The following is a 23,255-nucleotide window of genomic DNA, read 5'->3' as shown; positions in this document are numbered from 1 at the left end:
ACAGTAGGGTTAGACGTAATTATGCGTTAAATAACTTTAAGTGCAGCAAATGATTGCTGAATTTAGGTGGTACCGCGGAACTCCCGTCCTATTTTACAGGACGTGGAGTTTTTATTATGGAAGGAGAAATCATTTATGGAAATGCCGAAGAAGTATCATCCAGCGAGTGTTGAGGAAGGTAAATATAAGAAGTGGGTGGAAGAGGGGTATTTCAAATCAGATGCAAAATCTGAAAAGGAACCGTATTCCATCGTCATCCCGCCACCGAACGTGACCGGCAGGCTGCATCTCGGGCATGCATGGGACACGACGCTGCAGGATATCATCACACGCATGAAGCGCATGCAGGGTTATGAAGTGCTTTATCTGCCGGGAATGGACCATGCGGGCATCGCCACACAGGCGAAAGTTGATGCACGTCTGCGCGAGGAAGGCATCAAGGCTCATGAAATCGGCCGTGAGAAGTTTTTGGAGCACGCATGGAACTGGAAGGAAGAGTATGCTGACTTCATCCGTGACCAGTGGGCGAAACTCGGCCTCGGCCTGGATTACGATAAAGAGCGGTTCACGCTTGATGCCGGCTTGTCCGAGGCAGTCAGGAAAGTGTTCGTCGACATGTACAATAAAGGCCTGATATACCGGGGCGAATACATCATCAACTGGGATCCGAAAACGGAGACCGCACTGTCGGATATTGAAGTGATCCATAAAGAGGTCGAAGGTAAGTTCTATCATGTAAAATATCCGCTGAGTGACGGTTCGGGCCACCTTGAAATCGCAACGACGCGTCCGGAGACGATGCTCGGAGACACGGCAATCGTCGTGCATCCGGATGATGAGCGCTACAAGGACCTCATCGGCAAGACGGCGATCCTTCCGATCATGGAACGGGAACTGCCGATCATCGCAGATGAATATGTCGATAAGGATTTCGGTACCGGTGTCATGAAGGTCACACCTGCGCACGACCCGAACGACTTTGAAATCGGCAACAGGCACAATCTCGAGCGCATCAACGTGATGAATACAGACGGATCCATCAACGACCTCGGCGGACCATATGCAGGTCTTGACCGCTTCGACTGCCGCAGGCAGCTGGTGGAAGATCTGAAGGCACAGGATCTGATGATCAAGATCGAATCGCATGTACACTCCGTCGGTCATTCGGAACGGAGTAATGCAGTCGTGGAGCCGTACTTGTCCACACAGTGGTTCGTCAGCATGGATTCCCTTGCCAAAGACACGCTGGACAATCAGAAGACCGATAACCGCATCGATTTCGTACCGCTGAGGTTCGAGCAGACATTCAACACTTGGATGGGGAATATCCGCGACTGGGTGATCTCGAGACAGCTGTGGTGGGGTCACAGGATACCGGCATGGTACCACAATGAAACAGGTGAGATATATGTCGGCATGGAGGCGCCTCTGGATGCTGAAAACTGGACCCAGGATGAGGATGTACTGGATACATGGTTCTCGAGTGCGTTATGGCCGTTTTCGACGATGGGCTGGCCTGAAGAGACGGATGATCTGAAGAAATTCTTCCCGACGAATGTCCTGGTCACAGGTTATGACATCATCTTCTTCTGGGTGGCGAGGATGATTTTCTCCTCCCTTGAACATACAGGGCAGAAGCCATTCTCCGACGTGCTGCTCCACGGCCTCGTCCGGGACGAGCAGAACCGCAAGATGTCGAAATCCCTCGGCAACGGTGTCGACCCGATGGATGTCATCGAGAAATACGGTGCCGATGCACTGAGATACTTCCTCTCCACAGGCACGACACCGGGGCAGGATCTGCGCTACAGTGATGAAAAAGTGGAATCCGTCTGGAACTTCATCAATAAGATATGGAACGCATCCAGGTTCGCACTCATGAACATCGGTCCGGACTTCAAGATGTCCGACATCAATCTGGAAGGCAGGAAGTCACTTGCAGACAAGTGGATACTGACGAACCTGAACAATACGATCAGGGAAGTGACACGGCTCTCCGAGAAATATGAATTCGGTGAAGTCGGGCGCCTGCTGTATAACTTCATATGGGACGATTTCTGCGACTGGTACATTGAAATGGCCAAAGTACCGATGGCGGAAGGCACGGATGAAGAGAAGCACATGACACGCTCCGTCCTCCTGTACACATTGGATAAAATACTGAAGATGCTGCACCCGTTCATGCCGTTCGTCACAGAGGAAATCTATCAGACAATCGAAGGCGGCCGGACAATCGTCACAAGTGACTGGCCGGAAGCTGACGACAGCCATATCGATGAGTCGGCGGAAAAAGAGATGGCACTGCTTGTTGAAATCATCAAGTCCGTACGCCAGACAAGAAGCGAAGTGAACACGCCGTTGTCCAAACCGATCGATATCAAGATAGAGGTGAAGGATGATGCAAGGCGTGCAGCAGTGGAAGCGAACAAGCATTACATCGACCGCTTCTGTAATCCGGAATCGCTGGAAATCGCCTCTGCAATTGAAAAGAACGACGATGATAAGACGAGTGTCATCACCGGTGCCACAGTGGTCCTGCCGCTCTCCGGCCTGATAGACAAAGCACAGGAAATCGAACGCCTGAGCAGGGAAAAAGAGCGCCTTCAGGGTGAGCTTAAGCGCGTACACGGCAAATTGAACAACGAAAAATTCGTTGCGAATGCACCGGAAAATGTGGTGCAGGAGGAAAGAGAAAAAGAAACCAAGTATCAGGCGCAGTATGATGAAGTGGCAGCGCGTCTGGAAAGCTTGTCTTAAAAGGGGTCTTTAGTTAATGAACTATGAGGAAAGTTTGAACTGGATACATGATCAATTGAAGTTCGGCATCAAGCCCGGACTTGAGAGGATGAAGTGGATGCTTGAGCGTCTCGGCGCCCCTCAGGAAAAGATCAACGGCATCCATGTAGTAGGGACGAACGGCAAAGGCTCCACACTGAATTATATGAGAAGTGCATTGAATGCAAACAACTATACAGTGGGGACCTTCACATCTCCTTACATCGAGGTGTTCAATGAACGAATTGCCGTGAACGGTGACCCCATACCTGACGAAGCGATAGCCGAGCTTGCGACGATGGTGCGCCCGGTCAGTGAATTGATGGAAGAGGAGACGCCTTTCGGCAAGGCTACGGAATTTGAAATCATCACGGTGATGATGTTCGTCTATTTCGGGAAGATGAATCCTGTGGATTTTGTGATCGTGGAGGCGGGCCTTGGTGCCACGTACGACTCGACGAATGTCTTCAGTCCTGCCATGACGCTGCTTACAAGCATCGGACTGGACCATACGGAAATACTCGGCGACACACTGATCGACATCACCAGGGACAAATCCGGCGTGATCAAGGAAGGTATTCCGCTCGTCTACAATATCGCCGATGACCATTCGAGGGAATATGTACGCGGTGTTTTAGAAGAAAAGAATGCCAAAGGTGTCGAAATGCACCGGGATATCATCATTTTTCACCGCTCTGATGAGTTCGACTTCAAATACGGCGTCTACGACTTTGAAAATATCCAGCTGAAGATGATCGGTGCCCATCAGCATGAAAATGCATCGCTTGCCATGGCCGCCCTGCTCGAACTTAAAGAAAGCGGACGGCTCACATTGGACTTGAACAAGATGGTCGATGCGATTGAAGAAACTTCATGGGGCGGACGCATCGAAGTACTGCAGGAATCGCCGCTCATCATCGCTGACGGTGCGCATAACAATGAAGCTGTCGATGCACTCGTCTCCGCGATGAAGGAATATTACAGCGATAAAAAGATCACTGTGCTGTTCTCTGCGGTGAAGGGCAAGCCGATCGGTCCGATGGTCGATAAACTGGCTGAAATTGCAGACGAATTCAAGGTGACTGAATTCGAATTCTTCAAATCCCGGCCGGTTGAAGAGATTTACGAGGCAGTGAGCCACCCGAAAAAAGAGAAGATCTCCGACTACAGGACATTCATAAAGGAATTCGACGGGGAGATGCTTTTGATCACCGGCAGCCTGTATTTCATCAGTGATATAAAACAATTCTTCAAAGACCCGGCCGGGTCATAACATAAAAAAGACTCAGGATCGAGAGATCCTGAGTCTTTTTTATGATGTAAATATTTGAACCGTGCCTTTAAAAAGGGCCGTAGCCGATCATGATGCTCAAGGCCATGAAAAACCCGCTTGCGATGATCCACACCAGCATGAGCGGCCATACAAACCTCAACCACTTTTCATATGGTATGTTCGCAATCGACAAGCCGGCCATCAGGACGGCGGAGGTCGGGAAGAGGTAGTTGGACAGACCGTCACCCATCTGGAATGCGAGGACGACCGACTGCCTCGGGATGCCGACGATATCACCGATCGGTGCCATCAGCGGAATTGTCGTTGCAGCCTGACCCGAACCTGACGGGATGAAGAAGTTGATGATGAACTGTGTCAGGAACATGCCGATCGCTGCAATAGTGGACGGCAGACCTTCAAGCACCGAACTCACTGCAAAGATGACGGTATCGATGATCGTCCCGTCCTCCAGGACGAGAAGGATACATCGTGCGAGCCCGACGATCAATGCACCGAAAGTGACATCTTTCGCTCCCTTGATGAAATCATCTGCAATGCCGTTTGGTGTATTGCCTCCGACGAGGCCTGAGAATATCCCCATGGCGAGGAATATTGCTGCGAGTTCCGTACCTGTGGACCAGCCCTGGACAACCCCGTAAATGATCAGGGCAAGTCCTGCAAATACGATGAAGAGCACTGCAATGTGCCTGCCGGTCAAATCCTTGAACTTATAGCCGCCTGATTCCGATTCGGCTTTCATTTCAAGGTCATATACATAACTGTTCTTTTTATCCCTCTGCACCCGCTTGCCGTATCTGTAGACGAAGAACGAAGCGATCGCCACAAAGACAAGTTGGATCATGATGCGGAAGCCCATGCCTGAGAACAGGGGCAGTTCTGCGATTTCCTGTGCAACCCCGACGGTGAATATGTTCATGAAACCGCCGGCAAAGCCTGCCGCCGCCCCGAGTGCCACCATGGACATCCCCGTCATTGCATCCATCCCGAGTGAGCGTGCGAGTATGACGCCCATCGGGATGAAGATCAGGGTCGATTCGGCCATGCCGAATGTCGCGCCCCCGAATGAGAAGATCAGCATCGTGAGCGGGATCAGTACGATTTCCTTATCCTTCAGTAAAGATACCATCCTATTGATCCCCGCTTCGATCGCTCCCGTACCGTTGATCATGCCGAAGGCACCGCCAATGATGAAGATCAGGAAGATGATGCCTGCAGCATCCACCATGCCCTCAGGCACGACGGTGAATATTTGAGTCAGGGCGACCGGATCCTGCTCAACATATGTAAAACTCGCCTGATCGACGATTTCCCTGCCTTCCGAGTCCTCAAACCGGTCATACTGTCCTGCAGGGATGATGTAACTTGCCAGGACAGCCAGAATCACAATGGAATAAATCAGGACAAAAGCATGAGGCATTTTAATATCTTTTAATATGGTGATCAACCCCCTTATACATGTGATTCAATTATAGCTCAATGATTTGGCAATTTACAGGACATTTTGTAATTATGTAATAATTCTGTCATTTTATGAGTTATACTGATACTATAAAAATAAAAAAGGGGAGAGCAAAATGTCATCACAAGGCACAGAAAGTCCTAAAGATATCAGTCAGAAGTTTCCGCATACTTATGCAATACTTTTGGCCGTCGTCATCATCGGGGCGGCCCTCAGTTACATCATTCCTGCAGGGGAGTACGAACGCACGGAGGTCGACGGCCAGACGATGGTCGTGAGCGGCAGCTACTCGGGAGTCGAACAGAGCCCGGTCGGAATCTTCGAGCTGTTCATGTCGATACCGAACGGTCTGATTGAAGCTTCCAGTATAATATTCTACATCTTTCTGATCGGCGGGGCCTTCGGCATCATCCGTGCGACAGGGGCAATCGAGGCGGCGATACAAAAAGTGATGGATGTCGTCAAAGGGAATGAAAAGCTCATGATACCGGTGATCATGCTTGTTTTCTCCATACTCGGATTCACGACGGGCATGGCGGAGGAGGCCATCATCTTCGTGCCGATCGGCATCGTGCTTGCAGTGGCACTCGGATATGATGCGATGGTGGGGACGGCGATGGTCACACTTGGGGCGGCCTCGGGTTTCATTGGAGGGATGTTCAACCCCTTCACCGTTGGTATCGCCCACGGCATTGCGGAGCTTCCGATTTTCTCGGGCTGGGGATTCAGGACGGTCATTTACGCATTCGTTCTCGGACTGGCGATTTTATATGTCATGAACTATGCAAAAAAAGTGAAGAACAACCCCGAAAAAAGTCTGATATATACGGAGAACAAAGCCGGGCAGATCAACTTCACCGAAGATGTCTTCGAATTCGAACAGCTTAAGAAAAGGCATATTTTCATTTTGGTCGTATTCCTTATCGGTATCATCGTCAATATTTACGGCATCTTCCAACATGGATGGTTCCTGACTGAACTGTCCGCCAACTTCTTTTTGATCGGTCTTGTGGCCGGCCTCATCGGCGGAATGAAAGTCAACGCCATCTTCGATGCGTTCATTGACGGCATGAAGCTCGTCGTATACGGTGCGATCATCGTCGGTTTCGCCCGTGCCATCCTTGTGGTCCTTGAGTCAGGGGTGATCATCGATACGATCATCCATTCGATGAGCAGTGTGCTGGATCATATCCCCAATGCATTGACGGCCATAGGCATGCTGGTGATCCAGGTCATCATCAACTTCTTCATCCCGTCGGGCTCGGGCCAGGCGGTGACGACCATGCCTATCATGGTGCCGATTGCAGATCTCCAGGAGATACCGAGGCAGATTGCGGTGCTCGCCTTCCAATATGGTGATGCGATCACGAATACGATCATACCGACGTCCGCCTCACTGATGGGGGTGCTTGCTGTAGCAGGCATACCATACTTGAAATGGGTCCAGTTCGTCTGGAAGATCACCCTCCTGTGGCTTTTGGTCGCCGGTGTCGCACTTGTTGTGGCGACGCTGATAAATCTTCAGTAAGACTGAAAAAACCGGCAGCCGCCGGTTTTTTCTTTATACTTTCTTTTCATTTTCCCCGACCAGTGCATCCCTGATCTCCCGGAGGAGCACCAGCTGCTCGTCTTCTTCCTCTTCAGCGACGAAGCGCTCCCTCGTCAGCTTGTTGACCACTTTGATGAACACGAAGATTGCAGCTGCAATGATCAGAAAATCGATGACAGCCTGGATGAAGACACCGTAAGTGATGCCCATGTATGACCAGTCCGAAGCGAAATCCGTATCCCCGAAGAGCAATGCGATGGATGGCATGATGATGTTTTCCACCAATGAATCGACGATCCTTCCGAAAGCCGCCCCGATGACCACTGCCACTGCAAGGTCGAGCACGTTCCCACGTAATATGAATTCCTTGAATTCCTGCAGCATCAACCTTACCTCCACATAATCTGACTCACATGAAACTCTCTTATAAATATATCATTATTTGATGGATGGGGAGTGATATCATCAAGAATATAAGGCATTTTCACATAATAAATCTTTATGCTATAGAATTATTAACATAAGTTTTACTTATCATCATCCGTTGTTTTTTTGTATCATCATTTGGAATGGCAACCGTTTACAAGGTTTTATTATCCGGTATACTGTATATAAGACTAATTTTAGGGGGCAACATCAACATGGGGCAAAATTATAAAGCTGATGCCAAAAAGACTTTTAGTTTAAATGATAAGACATATAACTACTACAGTCTTCAGACATTGGCAGAAAAAGGTTTTTCAAATCCAGAGAAACTGCCGTATTCAATTCGTGTATTGCTTGAATCGGTTTTAAGGCAGCATGACGGCAGAGTGATCAAAGATGAACATATTGAAGCATTGGCAAAATGGGATGAAGGTGACTTCGGCAACGCAGAAGTGCCATTCAAACCATCACGTGTCATACTTCAGGACTTCACCGGCGTACCAGCAGTCGTAGACCTTGCTTCTCTCAGGAAAGCGATGGATGACGTTGGCGGGGATGTCCAGAAAATCAACCCGGAAGTACCTGTGGACCTGGTCATCGACCACTCGGTGCAGGTTGATGAATACGGCACACACCAGGCACTGCAGAAGAACATGGAGCTCGAGTTCGAAAGGAACGAAGAGCGCTATGAGTTCCTGAACTGGGCGACGAAGGCATTCGACAACTATCGTGCAGTACCGCCTGCTACAGGCATCGTCCACCAGGTGAACCTGGAGTACCTTGCGAATGTGGTCCATGTAAGGGAAGAAAATGAAGAACTTGTCACTTATCCGGATACACTTGTCGGAACCGACTCACATACGACCATGATCAACGGTCTCGGTGTCTTAGGCTGGGGTGTCGGCGGTATCGAGGCGGAAGCAGGCATGCTCGGGCAGCCGTCCTATTTCCCGGTGCCTGAAGTCATCGGCGTACGCATGAAAAACTCCCTGCCTGAAGGTGCGACGGCGACCGACCTTGCGCTCAGAGTGACCGAATTACTCCGTAAACACGGCGTAGTAGGGAAGTTCGTCGAATTCTTCGGCCGCGGTGTGACTGAACTGCCGCTCGCCGACCGTGCGACGATTGCGAACATGTCGCCTGAATACGGCGCGACGAATGCATTCTTCCCTGTCGATCAGGAAACGCTGGATTACCTGAAACTGACAGGACGCAGCGAGGAACATATCTCCGTCGTCGAAACATACCTGAAAGAGAACGACATGTTCTTCAACCCGGATGTTGAACCGACATATACTGACATCGTGGATCTGGACCTTTCCACAGTCGAACCTTCACTTGCAGGGCCGAAACGTCCTCAGGATCTGATTCCGCTTTCAAAAATGAAAGAGGAGTATCAGAAATCGATAACGGCTGAGAGCGGCAACCACGGTCATGGAATGGACGAAAGTGAAGTCGATAAGAAAGCACCGATCAATTTCAATAACGGTTCCACTGCAGAGCTCAAGACCGGAGATCTTGTCATCGCGGCAATCACATCGTGTACAAACACTTCCAACCCATATGTGATGCTCGGTGCAGGACTCATCGCGAAGAAGGCTGTAGAAAAAGGGCTGACAGTACCGCCTTATGTCAAAACTTCACTGGCACCGGGGTCCAAAGTGGTCACAGGCTACCTTGAAGATGCAGGTCTTCAGCCATACCTTGATGAACTGGGCTTCAACCTGGTCGGATACGGCTGTACAACATGTATCGGAAACTCAGGACCTTTGCTTCCTGAAATATCCGAGACGATTGTCGATAATGATATGCTCGTTTCCTCAGTCCTCTCCGGAAACCGTAACTTTGAAGGGCGTATCCACCCGCTTGTGAAGGCGAACTACCTTGCCTCCCCGACGCTTGTCGTGGCATATGCACTGGCAGGCACCGTGGATATTGATCTTAACAAAGAGCCGCTTGGACAGGATAAAGAGGGCAATGATGTATTCATGAAGGACATCTGGCCGTCCATCCAGGAAGTCAGGGACGCGGTGATGAGCAACGTCACACCGGAACTGTTCAGAAAAGAATATGAGAACGTATTCGATTCCAATGAAATCTGGAACAATATCGAAACGACGGATGCACCGATGTACGACTTCAATCCGGAGTCCACTTACATCCAGAACCCGACCTTCTTCGAAGATCTCTCAACCGAGCCGGGTTCAATCAACGACTTGAGCGGCCTCAGGGTCCTCGGAAAATTCGGTGACAGTGTCACGACCGACCACATTTCCCCGGCAGGCGCCATCGGTAAAGATACGCCGGCAGGCAAATGGCTGATCGAGCAGGGCGTATCGCCGCGTGACTTCAACTCATACGGCTCCCGCCGCGGTAACCATGAAGTGATGGTGAGAGGTACATTCGCAAATATCCGTATCCGCAATAAAATTGCACCGGGCACAGAAGGCGGTTATACAACCTACTGGCCGACAGGCGATGTGATGAGCATCTACGATGCAGCCATGAAATATCAGGAAGATGACACGGGCCTTGTAGTCATCGCAGGCGACGACTACGGCATGGGATCGAGCCGTGACTGGGCTGCGAAAGGCACCAACCTTTTAGGTGTCAAAGCGGTCATCGCAGCAAGCTATGAAAGGATCCACCGTTCGAACCTCGTGATGATGGGTGTGCTGCCGCTGCAGTTCGTGGAAGGACAGAATGCTGAAGACCACGGCCTTGACGGCAGTGAAACATTCGACATTAAAGTCGGCGAGGAAGTGAAGCCAGGCGATGTCCTTGATGTGACTGCCACCAGCACCGACGGTGAAGTGAAGGAGTTCAAAGTCAAAGCCCGCTTCGATTCGGAAGTGGAAGTCGACTACTACCGCCATGGCGGCATACTTCCACTCGTATTGAGGAAGAAATTAAAAGAGTAAATGAGCATTCAAGCCATTTAAAAAACCCGGTGAAATCATATGATTTCACCGGGTTCACTTTTTTAAAACGGATTACATGAAAGTGATTTTGGATTCAGTTCCATTGAGTATTCTTTTGATGTTGGATATATGCCTGATAATGATCACAAGCCCCAGTATCACCGCAAAAGCGATAACGAGAGGGTCCTGAAGCATCAATGAAAGTCCAATGAATAACAGTGCTGCAACGATACTCGACAAGGAAACATACTTGCTCAATTTTAAAGTGATTAAAAATGCAGATAATAAAATTATGAAGACAATCGGATTGTAGGCAAGTACTGCGCCTGCGCCCGTCGCTACAGCTTTTCCACCCCTGAACTTTAAAAAGACCGGGTAGACATGACCGATGGCACTGACGAGGCCCGGGATGAAGATGTGCATATCCACAGCCATCAACATCGCGATGTAGACCGGTATCGCGCCTTTCAAAATATCCAGTACGAGCACCATGATGCCCGCTTTCTTTCCCAATATCCTGAAAGTGTTGGTCGTGCCGATATTTCCGCTCCCATGCTCCCTTATATCCACTTTATAAAAAATCTTACCTATCAGAAGGCTGAATGGAATGGCTCCGATCAGATAACTGATGATGAGCAAAATTATTATATCCGTCATTTTACGGCCCCCTTTATTATCAGGTACTAATAGTTTACCATACAAATTACCATTTATAAATTGATAATAATATTAGTTTACTATAATATTGTTATGTAAACTAATGAGTACAAAAAGAATTTACTTGCAAAGATGAGGATTTTATATAAAAATAGTAAGGTAGATAAAAAATTCGAACATATGTTTGTAGGAGGTTGACTCTTTGTCTAAAACGAACACATACAGTGATGACTCGATTCAGATATTGGAAGGGCTGGATGCGGTACGCAAGCGTCCGGGGATGTATATAGGCTCGACTGATGTCAAAGGGCTGCATCATCTGGTTTATGAAATTGCAGATAATGCGGTTGATGAGATATTGAATGGTCACGGTGATGAAATCACCATCACGCTGAATAAAGACTCAAGCATCACGGTCACCGACAATGGCCGCGGGATGCCGACAGGTATGCATTCATCCAAAAAGCCCACACCGGAAGTCATCTTCACGGTGCTTCACGCGGGCGGCAAGTTCGGTGGCGGCGGCTACAAAACTTCAGGCGGCCTGCACGGTGTCGGCGCTTCCGTCGTGAATGCGCTGAGTGAATGGATGAAACTTGAAATATTCAGGGATGGAAAAGTGCATACGATGTCCTTTAAGGACGGAGGTACCGTCGACCAGAAACTGACGGTGACCGGCAAGACGAAAAAGACGGGAACAACGGTGACTTTCAAGCCGGATCCGGATGTATTCAAGCTCGGCACTTCATTCAATTATGAAATGATTGTTGAAAGGATGAGGGAATCCGCATTTCTCCTGAGCGGCCTGAAAGTGAGGATCACGGATACCCGGGGCGAAGAGGAGAAAGTCGAAGAGTTCCAGTACGAGGACGGCCTGAAATCATTCATCGACTTCCTCAATGAAGGTAAAGATTCGATCGGAAACATCGTCCAGTTCAAAGGTGAATACCAGGGCATCGAGGCGGAGGTCAGCTTCCAGTACAACGACCAGTATACCGAGACGATACTTTCCTTTGTCAACAACGTCCGTACAAAAGACGGAGGGACCCATGAGATCGGCTTCAAAACCGGTTTTACAAAAGCCTTCAATGAATATGCCCGGAAGATCAAGGAATTGAAGGATAAGGATAAAAACCTTGAAGGCAATGATATACGCGAAGGTCTGACCGCGGTGGTCTCCATTAAAATACCGGAAGAACAGCTTCAGTTCGAAGGGCAGACGAAGAGCAAGCTCGGCACCAATGAAGCCCGTGCTGCAGTCGAATCCCTGCTCGTGGAGAAACTGCCGTTCTATCTGGAAGAAAACGGTGCACTCAGCAGCCAGCTCGTGAAAAAGGCCATAAAAGCGAGGAATGTCCGGGAAGCTGCGAGGAAGGCGCGGGAGGAAGCCCGCAGCGGCAAGAAGAACAAGAGAAGGGACACCTTATTATCCGGTAAACTGACGCCGGCCCAGAGCAAAAACGCTAAGAAGAATGAGCTGTTCCTCGTCGAGGGGGATTCGGCCGGCGGCTCCGCCAAGCAGGGCAGGGACCGGAAATTCCAGGCCATACTGCCGCTGCGGGGCAAAGTGATCAATACCGAGAAGGCCAAGTTTGAAGACATCTTCAAAAACGAGGAGATCAATACGATCATCCATACGATCGGCGCGGGCGTCGGTACGGAGTTCAAGGTGGAAGATGCCAACTACGATAAAGTGATCATCATGACCGATGCGGACACCGACGGTGCGCATATCCAGGTGCTGCTGCTCACGTTCTTCTTCAATTATATGCGCCCGCTCTTTGAAGCCGGAAAGATTTATATCGCATTGCCGCCTTTATTCCAGTTGAAGAAGAAATCGAAGAAAAAGGATATCATCAAGTATGTTTGGACCGAGGAGGAACTGGCGGCGGCGCAGGAAGAAATGGGTGCCAACATCGAACTCCAGAGATACAAGGGTCTCGGTGAAATGATGGCAGAGCAGCTCTGGGAAACGACGATGAATCCGGAGACGCGGACACTGGTGCAGGTCTCGATCGATGATGAGGCGCTGTCACTGAAACGCGTGACCACCCTGATGGGTGATAACGTTGAACTCAGACGGAAATGGATCGAATCCAATGTGAGCTTCACGCTCGAGGAACAGAATTCCATTTTAGAAAATGATGAGATCGACCATATGAATGAGGAAGGTGAAGGTAATGGCTGAGAAGATTCAAAACTTGAAACTTGAAGACGTACTCGGCGACCGCTTCGGCCGCTACAGCAAGTATGTCATCCAGGACCGTGCCATACCTGACGTAAGAGACGGATTGAAGCCGGTGCAGAGGCGCATACTTTACGCAATGTTCCGGGAAGGAAATACATTCGATAAAAATTACCGTAAAAGTGCAAAGGCAGTCGGTAACGTGATCGGTAACTACCACCCCCACGGGGAGTCCAGCATATACGATGCAATGGTGCGCATGGGCCAGGAATGGAAGATGAGGGAAGAGCTGATCATGATCCACGGCAACAAAGGCAGTGTGGACGGCGATCCGCCGGCCGCAATGCGTTACACCGAGGCGAAGCTTGCGGAACTTTCAAACGAGATGCTCAGGGACATCAACAAGAACACCGTCACATTCATGAACAACTTTGATGATACGGATGTCGAGCCGACCGTCTTGCCGGCAAGGTTCCCGAATATCCTGGTGAATGGCTCGACCGGGATTTCCGCAGGTTATGCGACGGATATACCGCCGCATAACTTAAGTGAGGTCATCGATGCGACACTGAAAGTGATCGATAAGCCCACTGTCGGGATCGATGAACTGCTTGAAATCGTCAAGGGTCCGGATTTTCCTACCGGCGGCATCATCCAGGGTAAAGATGAACTGAAGAAAGCCTACGAGACCGGGAAAGGCAGGATTGTGGTGCGGTCCAAAGTCGAAACCGAGGATCTGCGCGGCGGCAGGAAGCTGATCGCGATCACTGAGCTGCCGTATGAAGTCAACAAGGCGAACCTCGTCAAAAAAATCGATGAGATCCGTGCAGAAAGAAAGGTCGACGGCATCCTAGAAGTCCGGGACGAAACCGACAGGCAGGGTCTCAGAATTGCGGTGGAACTACGGAAGGATGCCAATGTGGAAGGCATCATCAACTACCTCTATAAACGGACGGAACTGCAGGTGACCTATAACTTCAATATGGTCGCGATCAGCGAGCGGGCACCGAAGCTGCTGGGCCTGAAGGAAATCCTGGACAGCTATATCGCACACCAGAAAGAAGTGGTGTACAAACGTTCGGAATTCGATCTTGACCGTGCCCAGAAGCGCATGCACATCATCGAGGGCCTGATGAAGGCATTATCTATACTTGACGATGTGATACGTGTCATCAGGGAGTCGAAAAACAAGAAGAACGCAAAAGAAAACCTGATGGAGGCATACCACTTCACCGATGCACAGGCGGAAGCCATCGTCATGCTCCAGCTGTACCGCCTGACCAACACGGATATCGTCGAGCTCGAAACCGAGCACAGCGAACTGGATTATACGATCAACCAGCTGAATGAAATCCTTGCCGATGATAAAAAACTGCTCGGTGTCATCAAAAAAGAACTCCGTGATACAAAGAAGAAGTACAAATCCGACCGGCTGACGGTTGTTGAAGATGAGATCGAGAATATAGAGCTTGATAAGCATGTGCTCATCCCGCAGGAAGAGACCGTCCTGTCGCTCACAAAAGACGGCTATGTCAAGCGCACGAGCCCGAGGAGCTATAATGCAAGTGCACTGGAAGAAATCGGCATGAAGGAGGATGACTTCCTCATTTTCACAACCGAATCCCATACGCTCCAGCAGATGCTCGTCTTCACCAACCTCGGGAATTACCTGATCATACCGGTCCATGAAATACCCGAAATACGGTGGAAGGATCATGGCGTCCATCTGTCCAGCAGATTCAACATCGATTCCGAGGAGATGCCGATTTTCGCCACGGCCATCGATGACTTCAAGGCACCTGTCACCGTCGTTTCGACGACCAGGGGCGGGCAGATCAAGCGCAGTGAGCTGTCTTTATTCGAGGCGGTGCGGATCAAAAGGCCGCTCGCCTATATGAATCTGAAGGCGGGTGACGAAGTCGTTTCCCTGGAGATTTCAGAGACCGGTACGGAGGACATGCTGTTCGTCACCGCAAAAGGGCTGACGCTGAAATACCCGGTGGACTCCGTTAATCCGAGCGGACTCAGGACCCAGGGCGTCAGGGCGATGAACGTCAAACCTGATGATGAAATCATCTTCGCCGGCCTCATTAGTAATGAGAAGTATTTACTGACCGTATCGAACAGAGGTGCGGTCAAACGCACGGACCTCTCCATATTCGATGCAGGGGCACGCGCCCAGGTCGGCACGATGCTTTTAAAGGAAATCAAATCGAAGCCCCACAGGCTGGTGGGTGCGGTGCTGTTCGCCGACGATATCAACGCAGTGATCATGTCGGAGTCGGACCGCTCGACAGTCAGAGGCAAGAGCATCCGCGTGACCGGAAAATATGTGAATGGCTCATTCGTGGTCGATGAGGATGCATTCGGCGAGGTCACCGATGTACATTTTGATGTTATAAGTGAATAAAAAAATGGTTCTAATTTCAGCCCCCGGTGTTATAATATTTTAACATGAAGGGGGCTTTTTCAATGGAAGATTTTACAAGCATGTTTGAAAACATCATCGGGGTGATGAATGAGCTGTTATGGGGGGACTTCCTCATCGGGATACTGATTGTCGCGGGTCTTTATTTTTCTTTATCTTCCCGATTTGTCCAGCTCAGATGGTTTAAGCAGATGTTCATCGTCCTGCGGGACAAGCCGGAAACACTGCCTGACGGTACGAAGGGCATTTCTGCTTTCAAGGCATTCACCATCAGCGCCGCTTCGCGCGTCGGTACAGGGAATGTGGCGGGTGTGGCCACGGCCATCGTGCTGGGCGGCCCCGGGGCAGTCTTCTGGATGTGGGTCATTGCATTCATCGGTGCAGGCACTGCATTTTTCGAATCGACGCTCGGTCAGTTGTACAAAGTGAAAGATAAGGAAGGCGGTTTCCGCGGCGGCCCGGCATACTACATGGAAAAAGGGCTGAATCAAAAATGGCTTGCCGTGTTCTTCGCTATTTTGATCACCGTCACTTTCGGATTTGCATTCAACGGCCTGCAGGCGAATACGATTGCTGCTGCATATAACGGCGCCTTCGGCATCGACCGCAGCATCATCGGCATCATCCTCGCCGTATTCACGGCCATCGTCATATTCGGCGGGGCGAAGAGGATTGCGAATGTCACCGGCTACATAGTGCCGATCATGGCGGCGATCTATCTTGCGGTCGTGTTCGTGCTGCTGATCATCAATTACGACATGATACTGCCGATGATCGGACAGATCTTTGCAAGTGCATTCGGCCTGCAGGAGGCATTTGCAGGGGCGGTCGGTGCCGCGATACTGAACGGTTTCCAGAGGGGGCTGTTCTCGAATGAGGCCGGCATGGGCTCCGTGCCGAACGCGGCCGCATCGGCTGCAGTGAGCCATCCTGTCAAACAGGGATTGATTCAGTCATTTGGTGTCTACTTCGACACGATGATTGTATGTACGGCCACTGCCGTGATCATCCTGATGTATTCCGATTTGAGCTTCGGGGAAGATGCGACCCAGGGCATCGAAGTCACCCAGGCAGCAATGTCTGCACAGATGGGGGATTTCGGTGCAATCTTCATAGCAATCGTCATACTGCTCTTCGCCTACAGTTCAATTCTGGGTAATTATTTCTATGGTCAGAGCAACCTTAATTTCATCAAAGAGCATCCGGTGGTGCTGTTCGTATTCAAGATTCTCGTCATCGGCATGGTCTATATTGGTGCAGTCATGGACATCACCCTCGCATGGAATACTGCGGATGTATTCATGGCGCTGATGGCCGTGACGAACATTGTTGCGATCATCGGCCTGAGCGGGACTGTCTTTAAAGTATCCAAAGATTATGCCGATCAGCTGAAGGCCGGCAGGCAGCCCGTATTCTACATCGATAATGTCGATATCGACAAAAATGGAATAGGGGAATGGGACAGCGACCGTTATGATAAAAGGGACAGGGATGTTTAATATGAAAACGATTGGTTGCTGCAACAGAAACCGATAAAAAATGACCGCATACACATGTATGCGGTCATTTTCAGTTAAAACAGGCTTCTTAAAAAGTCGGCGACACGGCTGAAGAAGTTTCGGAGGGCGTCGACGAAGGATTCCCATGCACCGGATTCCTGTATCTCCTGTCCAATCTCCTCGGCTCTGTCGCGGGCTTCACCGAATGCATCGCTCGAAGTGATCTGGTCGACCAGATCTCTTGAAGACTCCATCAGCCTCTCCGCTTCTTCACCGGAAAATATGCCGGAGTCGCGGATATCCAGCAGGATGCCGACGATGCGGTCGATCTGCTCCTGGGATAGGATGCCGTCAAGGCCGTTTTCCTGCATCTTTTCATCCACGATGCCCCTGACGTCCTCTTCTGTCACATCACCGCCGTAGTTATTGACGATCTCAATCTTGATCTCAGTGATCATCTTGTTGAGCTGGACTTGTGAAAACCCTTCGACACCGCTGTTTTCTTCTGCGATGTCCGTAATGGCTTCAAGCTCTTCCTGTGCATTCCGGGTGCGTTCCTCCGGAATTTCCTCACCTTGTACTTCATATGCCTTGTAGATGCCCGACAAAGCACTTTCGCCCGTCACGTCTTCTGCTGCGGCGATGGTGACATCGGCATCGGTGACGCCTGAAGTGATCAGTGCGTTCTGATATGTCTCTTCCGTGATCTGGGTGATTTCACCCATCTCCTCATTGAGTGTGATATTGAGGCCGTGGCCCGGGTCCCTCTGGATGATGCGGATGCTCGATTTCAGCACACTGTCATCATAGTAGACGTCCAGGTAATTCTGGAGGTCTTCCGAGTACACATATCCAGTCTCATCACCGTCTTCTGTGCCCAGCAGGCCGCTGGTATCCTCCCTCAAACCATCATCATTCTCCAGGGCTGCACCGTAGATGGTCACGGCATTTTCCCATTCCGAGGCCGCCTTCAAAGTGGCGGGCAGAAGGGATATGAATAACACCGCAACAGCGAGCAGTGTGAACTTTTTATACATAGTGTGATCCTCTTTTCTTATGATTTTCATTCATATTACTATATCAGTGTCTGTAAGACAATTTTAAACATGCGCTGTATATTTGCTTTATTAATCTCTCTTTTAAGAGTAGAATATCTGTTAGAGAATTTTGAGGAGCTTGAATATGGATAATGAATATAAACGCGTGAACAGGAATGATACCGGAACACGCAAAAAACTTAAATTGAAGAAGAGGGCATACATACCGCTCATCCTCCTGATCTTACTGATCGGTGCGGTAATATATATATTTGCTTCCTACCAGTCGGGTCTGAATACCGCAAAAGAGGACGGTGTGGAGCATGAAGATATGGTTTTCAACAGCGTGGACAACAATGACGGCAGAAAACTGTTCCTGCTGCTCGGTGCCGACCGTGAGGAGGACGGTGCCACACGGACGGATGTCGTGATGCTCGGCCAGTATGATTATATGCAGAAGGACCTGAAGCTTGTATCGATAATGCGTGACGTCTACGTGGACATACCGGGTTATCAGAACTACAAGATCAACTCGGTCTTTTCTTTAGGCGGTGTCGAACTGTTGAGGCAGACGATAGCGGAAAACTTCGGGGTGCAGGTCGAGGACTACATCGTGGTGGACTATCAGGCATTTGAATCGGTGGTAGATGCGATCAATGAGGAGGGCATCACCATCGATGTCGAAAAAGACATGTCGGAGAAAATCACGACCGAGCTGTTTGCAGGAGAACAGAAGCTGAACGGTGAGGATCTGCTTGAATATGCACGCTTCCGTCAGGATGCCGAAGGTGATTTCGGGCGTGTCAGACGCCAGCAGCAGGTCATATCGGCTGTAAAAGATGAGGTGTTGACCGCCCGCGGAATCTTCAATCTGCCGCATGCCATGGGCACGGGCATGGGTTATGTGAACACGAGCATGGGCAATGCCGAACTCTACCGCATGGCGGCTTCGTTCCTGGTCCGGGGGGATAAAGATATCGATTCACTGACCCTCCCTGTGGACGGGTCATACCAGTTCATGGATACGTACCATGCAGGTAATGTCATTGATCTAAATTTCGAACAGAACCGCGAAGTGCTGCACCAATTTTTGAATGATGAATTGGATGAACCTGAAGCGCATGCACCTGAAGAAAATCTGGAAGAAAATGATGAAATTTCACATGAATGATTTAAAAGGCGTCTTTTGACGTCTTTTTTTAATGACCGTACAGAGGAAGCATGCTATATTATATACGAACACACGTTCGTATATAAGGGGTGATGGTATGTATGATTATTATATCTGTCCGCACCGTCATATTCTGTGCGTCGATTTGAAGAGTTTTTTTGCAAGTGTTTCATGCATTTTGAAGGGGCTGGATCCAAAGACCACAAAGCTTGCCGTGGTCGGCGATACGAAAAGCATCGGGTCGGTGGTGCTCGCTGCGACACCGGAACTTAAGAAGCTCGGCATCAAGACAGGTTCCAGGCTATTTGAAATCCCGGCCAGGAGCGACATCTACATCATCAATCCGTCAATGAAGACCTATCTTGATTATTCGTCGAAAATAACCGAAATTGCACTGCAGTACACCGCGCCGGAGGATTTCCATCAATACTCCATCGATGAGTTCTTCATGGACGTCACGGAAAGCTACCATCTGTTCGGGGAAACGCCGTATGATGTGGCTAAAAGGGTCCGGAGGGAAATCCATGAAGCAACGAAAATAGACAGTGCCATCGGCGTCGGGGAAAACCTGCTGCTCAGTAAACTGGCACTGGATATCGAAGCGAAAAGGACAGACGATGGCATCGCCGAATGGAGGTATCATGATGTGCCGGAGAAGCTATGGCCGATTACACCGCTTAAGGCCTTCTGGGGAATCAACCGTCGGAGTGAAGTGAAGCTCAATGAGCGCGGGATCTTCAGCGTCGGGGACCTTGCACATTATAACCCGGCCCATTTGAGGCGTGACTTCGGAATCATCGGCGTCGACTGGCATCTCCATGCGAACGGTATAGATTTCAGTGTGATACGGGAGAAGCACACGATCCATTCGCCCTCCATCGCAAAGAGCCAGATCCTCATGAGGGATTACAGATTCGAAGAGATCTATGTGGTTTTATTCGAACAGTTCGATGAAGTGGCGCACCGTCTGCGCCTCGCACACCGGCTCGCCAGGACGGTGCAGTTTTCAGTCGGCACAAAAGACGGCAGGGTATTCCGCAAACAGTATACGGTCAAAGAGGGGACGAACAATGAAAGTGACATGATGAAGGTCACCTGGGGGCATCTGAAGCAGATTGCAGATCCTTACGCTTTGTACCGGACGATCAGCGTCTCGCTCACAAATTTCATACCGGACAGCGCAAAGCAGGTCTCCCTGTTCGAGGACATGGAAAAAGTGCTGAAAGAAGAAGCACTGATGAAGACGGTGGATGAATTGAAAGTGAAATATGGGCAGCTCGCCGTCATGCGCGCCCTCAGCCGGACGGATGCCTCCACGCTGAAGCTCAGGGAGGGTCTGATCGCGGGGCATAAAAGGTAGGGGCACTTGTCTCGAAATCGGTTTGTGCCCCCGCATTGCATGATTTTAATCGAATTATGGAGAGAGGGGGTGGATTTTTAATCTTACCCCCTGATTGCGTTGAACCCCCATAGAAGCATCAATCCGTTCGCGATGCCGAGTATGAGCGAAACCATTGTTCCGACGAGGACATACTCGCTTTCCTTCCGGACTTTCCGATTGGATTGATCACCGGAGAAGCGCAATATGGATTTGGCTGCAATAATCAGACCCAGTGCTGTAAATTGGTCCAGGACGACAAAAATGATGATGATCAGCCGTTCGCAATAACCTATGGTCATTCCGACATAATCAGTGCCCTGGTTTTTTTCATTGGTTAAAAATTCCAGAAACAGTTTGATCAGCGGCCCACTCAGCATATAAAAGACAAGAGATGATATAATGATCCACATTATCCTTCACCTGATTTTCTGATGGATTCGACCACTTTTTTCTTAAGTTCCGTAATGTCTGTTTCATCTTTGTAATGGGATTCCAGGAAATTCAAGATCACTTCAAGCTGGGCGCCCCTGGATTTCCGGAAATGCGCGGATATTGTAGAATGGCTTTTGTTTAAGATTTCTGCTATTTCCTTTTGGGTGATACCGGTCATTTTAAGCAATAGAACTTCACGCTGCAGCTTTGTAAGATTATTCAGGATATCTGTGGCGTACATCAACGCAACATTGGCTGCTTCCGGCATACCTACGCCGGCGAAATCCTGTATTGAAGAGTTCTTGATGGCATCGAGTGAATTTCTCACGTCTTTGACTGATGCATCCGTCCATTCTTCCGGGTCCACGTCAGGATATTGGATGTCCACAGTATGAAAACTGCACTTCAATGGAAATTCAGTTTCCCACCATAATAATTTTGCATAAAAAGCAATAAAAAGGGTAAAATGGGGCTTGGAAGACAGGACGAATAATTCATCTCCCATACGATAATTTACATAGGATTTCTCTTCACCATCCAGCCAACAGGAAATTTCATGTTCGAGCCATTTGATTTCTTTTGGGAGTTCCTTTGTGGCGCGTGTACTGCCAGATACATCCATGATCAGTAATGATATCATTGATAAACCCTCCCGGTATTTAATGATATAATATATATGGTGAGTTTATTATACAGAAGTTCGTTTGAACAGGCGAATATTTTGAAATTCGTTTTAATGAACGAATTCATAAAGAATATAAATAACAGGAGTGCCAAAATGGAATTTACAGAATTGACGATTGAAGAATTCAATCACTTCACATATCATAATTTCAGTCATTTCACCCAGACGGAGGAAAATTACCGGCTGAAAAAAGAAGGCGGGACGGAGACGTACCTGGTCGGCGTCAAACATGAAGACGCAGTCCGTGCGGCTTGTTTGATCACACTGACACCCGTGATGAAAGTGATGAAATACGCTTATACAAACCGTGGGCCGGTCATGGATTACAGTGACAAGGAAGTGTTCGACACCTTCTTTTCCGGCCTGAAGCAGTTTTTGAAATCCAAAAAAGTATTGCATCTGAGGGTGGATCCCTATGAGGTCATCAATGAACGTAATCATGACGGTGAAATCATCAAAGATATGGGCAACCGGTATATTTTCGATTATTTCAAAGCACACGGCTTTGAACATGAAGGATTTTCAACGGGTTTCGACCCCGTCATCCAGATCCGGTGGCATTCGGTGCTGGACCTCTCCGGCAAGACGGCGGAAGACGTGCTGGATGATATGGACAGCCTGAGGAAGAGGAATATCAAAAAGGCGGAAAAGCACGGCCTCGGCATCAAGTTCCTCGATCTCGACAATATCGATGTCTTCCGTAAATTCATGAAAGACACTTCCGAGAAGAAGGAATTTGTCGATCGGGACGATGCCTACTACATCAGCCGCAAAAAGTACTTCAAGGATAAAGTGATGATCCCGCTTGTCTATGTCGATCTTGAAAGCTATAACGAAACGACGCAGAAGGACATCGATAAGCTTGAGAAGAATATCGAGAAGGCGGAAAATGCGGTCGAAAAGGACCCTTCCAATGAAAAACAGAAAAAGAAGATCGTGAATTTGAGCGAGCAGCTGTCGAACATCGAGGATAAGCTTGAAGAAGGGCAGGAACTGCTCAAAAAGTACGGCAGGGAGCTGCCTGTGGCAAGTGCATATTATTTCGTGACACCGCATGAAGTCGTATATCTTGCAGGCGGCAGCGACAACGACTTCAGACATTTTGCCGGAAGTTACCTCATCCAGTGGAAGATGATCAACTACGCGCTTGAAAATGATATAGACCTGTACAACTTCTACGGTATCAGTGGTGATTTTACACCAGAGGCGGAAGATTACGGTGTCATCCAGTTCAAGAAAGGCTTCAATGCGAAAGTGAATGAATATATCGGTGATTTCATACAGCCGATCAACCGTCCGGCGTATTTGCTATACCAGTCATTAAATAAAGTGCGTCAAAAATTGGGAAGGTAGGAT

Annotated in this window: 16 protein-coding genes and 1 other annotated feature (1 of these 17 running past the window's edge); of the genes, 10 read left to right on the top strand and 6 right to left on the bottom strand. The window is 49.2% G+C overall.

Features of this window, described 5'->3' with window-relative positions; genetic code table 11:
• Nucleotides 1-94 (top strand) — a binding site (T-box leader); it begins 113 nt to the left of the window's first position.
• Nucleotides 95-135: 41 nt separating this feature from the next.
• Entirely contained in the window at nt 136-2,757 is a 2,622-nt protein-coding gene (locus CRN96_RS03300) for a valine--tRNA ligase (protein WP_097039116.1), read from the top strand.
• A gap of 16 nt (nt 2,758-2,773) precedes the next feature.
• Nucleotides 2,774-4,048, top strand: coding sequence for a bifunctional folylpolyglutamate synthase/dihydrofolate synthase (locus CRN96_RS03295; RefSeq protein WP_097039114.1), 1,275 nt, complete (start codon nt 2,774-2,776; stop codon nt 4,046-4,048).
• A 67-nt stretch (nt 4,049-4,115) separates the two neighbouring features.
• On the opposite strand, the gene CRN96_RS03290 is transcribed toward CRN96_RS03295, so the two are convergent.
• Nucleotides 4,116-5,486 (bottom strand): YfcC family protein, encoded by a 1,371-nt coding sequence (locus CRN96_RS03290; protein WP_097039112.1) that lies wholly within the window; start codon nt 5,484-5,486, stop codon nt 4,116-4,118.
• A gap of 157 nt (nt 5,487-5,643) precedes the next feature.
• On the opposite strand from CRN96_RS03290, the gene CRN96_RS03285 reads away from it, so the two are divergent.
• Nucleotides 5,644-7,056, top strand: a complete 1,413-nt coding sequence (locus CRN96_RS03285; protein ID WP_097039111.1) for a YfcC family protein — start codon at nt 5,644-5,646, stop codon at nt 7,054-7,056.
• A gap of 33 nt (nt 7,057-7,089) precedes the next feature.
• Here CRN96_RS03285 and mscL read toward each other — a convergent pair whose 3' ends face one another.
• Nucleotides 7,090-7,461, bottom strand: coding sequence for a large conductance mechanosensitive channel protein MscL (mscL, locus tag CRN96_RS03280; RefSeq protein WP_097039109.1), 372 nt, complete (start codon nt 7,459-7,461; stop codon nt 7,090-7,092).
• 257 nt (nt 7,462-7,718) lie between these two features.
• Here mscL and acnA point away from each other — a divergent pair, with 257 nt between their 5' ends.
• Complete coding sequence (gene acnA, locus CRN96_RS03275; RefSeq protein ID WP_097039107.1) at nt 7,719-10,424, top strand: aconitate hydratase AcnA; 2,706 nt, start codon at nt 7,719-7,721, stop codon at nt 10,422-10,424.
• Between the two features lie 72 nt (nt 10,425-10,496).
• Here the strand turns inward: acnA and plsY are convergent, their stop codons facing one another.
• Nucleotides 10,497-11,081 carry a glycerol-3-phosphate 1-O-acyltransferase PlsY gene (plsY, locus tag CRN96_RS03270; protein ID WP_097039105.1) on the bottom strand — a complete coding sequence of 195 codons (585 nt, stop codon included), beginning with the start codon at nt 11,079-11,081 and terminating at the stop codon, nt 10,497-10,499.
• 202 nt (nt 11,082-11,283) lie between these two features.
• Here plsY and parE point away from each other — a divergent pair, with 202 nt between their 5' ends.
• The 3 genes from parE to CRN96_RS03255 all read left to right on the top strand — a co-directional run bounded on the left by parE (nt 11,284) and on the right by CRN96_RS03255 (nt 17,193).
• A complete protein-coding gene (gene parE, locus CRN96_RS03265; RefSeq protein WP_097039103.1) occupies nt 11,284-13,269 on the top strand; it encodes a DNA topoisomerase IV subunit B in 1,986 nt (661 codons plus the stop codon).
• Nucleotides 13,262-15,676 (top strand): DNA topoisomerase IV subunit A, encoded by a 2,415-nt coding sequence (parC, locus tag CRN96_RS03260; protein ID WP_097039101.1) that lies wholly within the window; start codon nt 13,262-13,264, stop codon nt 15,674-15,676. Before parE ends, parC begins: the two co-directional genes overlap by 8 nt.
• A 62-nt stretch (nt 15,677-15,738) precedes the next feature.
• On the top strand, nt 15,739-17,193 hold the full coding sequence (locus CRN96_RS03255; RefSeq protein ID WP_097039099.1) for an alanine/glycine:cation symporter family protein: 1,455 nt from the start codon (nt 15,739-15,741) through the stop codon (nt 17,191-17,193).
• A gap of 74 nt (nt 17,194-17,267) precedes the next feature.
• On the opposite strand, the gene CRN96_RS03250 is transcribed toward CRN96_RS03255, so the two are convergent.
• Entirely contained in the window at nt 17,268-18,230 is a 963-nt protein-coding gene (locus CRN96_RS03250) for a DUF1002 domain-containing protein (protein WP_179647082.1), read from the bottom strand.
• 145 nt (nt 18,231-18,375) lie between these two features.
• Here CRN96_RS03250 and CRN96_RS03245 point away from each other — a divergent pair, with 145 nt between their 5' ends.
• Together CRN96_RS03245 and CRN96_RS03240 are read left to right on the top strand one after the other, a co-directional pair.
• Nucleotides 18,376-19,401 (top strand): LCP family protein, encoded by a 1,026-nt coding sequence (locus CRN96_RS03245; RefSeq protein ID WP_097039095.1) that lies wholly within the window; start codon nt 18,376-18,378, stop codon nt 19,399-19,401.
• A 97-nt stretch (nt 19,402-19,498) separates the two neighbouring features.
• Nucleotides 19,499-20,761 carry a Y-family DNA polymerase gene (locus CRN96_RS03240; protein WP_097039093.1) on the top strand — a complete coding sequence of 421 codons (1,263 nt, stop codon included), beginning with the start codon at nt 19,499-19,501 and terminating at the stop codon, nt 20,759-20,761.
• Nucleotides 20,762-20,844: 83 nt separating this feature from the next.
• On the opposite strand, the gene CRN96_RS03235 is transcribed toward CRN96_RS03240, so the two are convergent.
• Nucleotides 20,845-21,081, bottom strand: a complete 237-nt coding sequence (locus CRN96_RS03235) for a hypothetical protein (RefSeq protein ID WP_245844526.1) — start codon at nt 21,079-21,081, stop codon at nt 20,845-20,847.
• 110 nt (nt 21,082-21,191) lie between these two features.
• On the bottom strand, nt 21,192-21,854 hold the full coding sequence (locus CRN96_RS03230; RefSeq protein ID WP_097039089.1) for a helix-turn-helix transcriptional regulator: 663 nt from the start codon (nt 21,852-21,854) through the stop codon (nt 21,192-21,194).
• Nucleotides 21,855-21,992: 138 nt separating this feature from the next.
• Between CRN96_RS03230 and CRN96_RS03225 the strand changes: the two genes are divergently transcribed.
• Complete coding sequence (locus tag CRN96_RS03225; protein ID WP_097039087.1) at nt 21,993-23,252, top strand: aminoacyltransferase; 1,260 nt, start codon at nt 21,993-21,995, stop codon at nt 23,250-23,252.
• Nucleotides 23,253-23,255 lie beyond the last annotated feature (3 nt).

Origin of the sequence: Salinicoccus kekensis (assembly GCF_900220995.1) — a bacterium.
Taxonomy (GTDB): domain Bacteria; phylum Bacillota; class Bacilli; order Staphylococcales; family Salinicoccaceae; genus Lacicoccus; species Lacicoccus kekensis.
This window is presented reverse-complemented; position numbering and strand designations above follow the sequence as displayed.

What these genes read in the sequence shown, in the direction of transcription:
- CRN96_RS03300 (WP_097039116.1), top strand. Translation starts at nt 136, where the DNA reads ATGGAAATGCCGAAGAAGTATCATCCAGCGAGTGTTGAGGAAGGTAAA.
- CRN96_RS03255 (WP_097039099.1), top strand. Translation starts at nt 15,739, where the DNA reads ATGGAAGATTTTACAAGCATGTTTGAAAACATCATCGGGGTGATGAAT.
- mscL (WP_097039109.1), bottom strand. Translation starts at nt 7,461, where the DNA reads ATGCTGCAGGAATTCAAGGAATTCATATTACGTGGGAACGTGCTCGAC.
- CRN96_RS03245 (WP_097039095.1), top strand. Translation starts at nt 18,376, where the DNA reads ATGGATAATGAATATAAACGCGTGAACAGGAATGATACCGGAACACGC.
- acnA (WP_097039107.1), top strand. Translation starts at nt 7,719, where the DNA reads ATGGGGCAAAATTATAAAGCTGATGCCAAAAAGACTTTTAGTTTAAAT.
- CRN96_RS03225 (WP_097039087.1), top strand. Translation starts at nt 21,993, where the DNA reads ATGGAATTTACAGAATTGACGATTGAAGAATTCAATCACTTCACATAT.
- CRN96_RS03290 (WP_097039112.1), bottom strand. Translation starts at nt 5,486, where the DNA reads ATGCCTCATGCTTTTGTCCTGATTTATTCCATTGTGATTCTGGCTGTC.
- plsY (WP_097039105.1), bottom strand. Translation starts at nt 11,081, where the DNA reads ATGACGGATATAATAATTTTGCTCATCATCAGTTATCTGATCGGAGCC.
- CRN96_RS03295 (WP_097039114.1), top strand. Translation starts at nt 2,774, where the DNA reads ATGAACTATGAGGAAAGTTTGAACTGGATACATGATCAATTGAAGTTC.
- CRN96_RS03250 (WP_179647082.1), bottom strand. Translation starts at nt 18,230, where the DNA reads ATGTATAAAAAGTTCACACTGCTCGCTGTTGCGGTGTTATTCATATCC.
- CRN96_RS03235 (WP_245844526.1), bottom strand. Translation starts at nt 21,081, where the DNA reads ATGACCATAGGTTATTGCGAACGGCTGATCATCATCATTTTTGTCGTC.
- CRN96_RS03240 (WP_097039093.1), top strand. Translation starts at nt 19,499, where the DNA reads ATGTATGATTATTATATCTGTCCGCACCGTCATATTCTGTGCGTCGAT.
- parC (WP_097039101.1), top strand. Translation starts at nt 13,262, where the DNA reads ATGGCTGAGAAGATTCAAAACTTGAAACTTGAAGACGTACTCGGCGAC.
- CRN96_RS03230 (WP_097039089.1), bottom strand. Translation starts at nt 21,854, where the DNA reads ATGATATCATTACTGATCATGGATGTATCTGGCAGTACACGCGCCACA.
- CRN96_RS03285 (WP_097039111.1), top strand. Translation starts at nt 5,644, where the DNA reads ATGTCATCACAAGGCACAGAAAGTCCTAAAGATATCAGTCAGAAGTTT.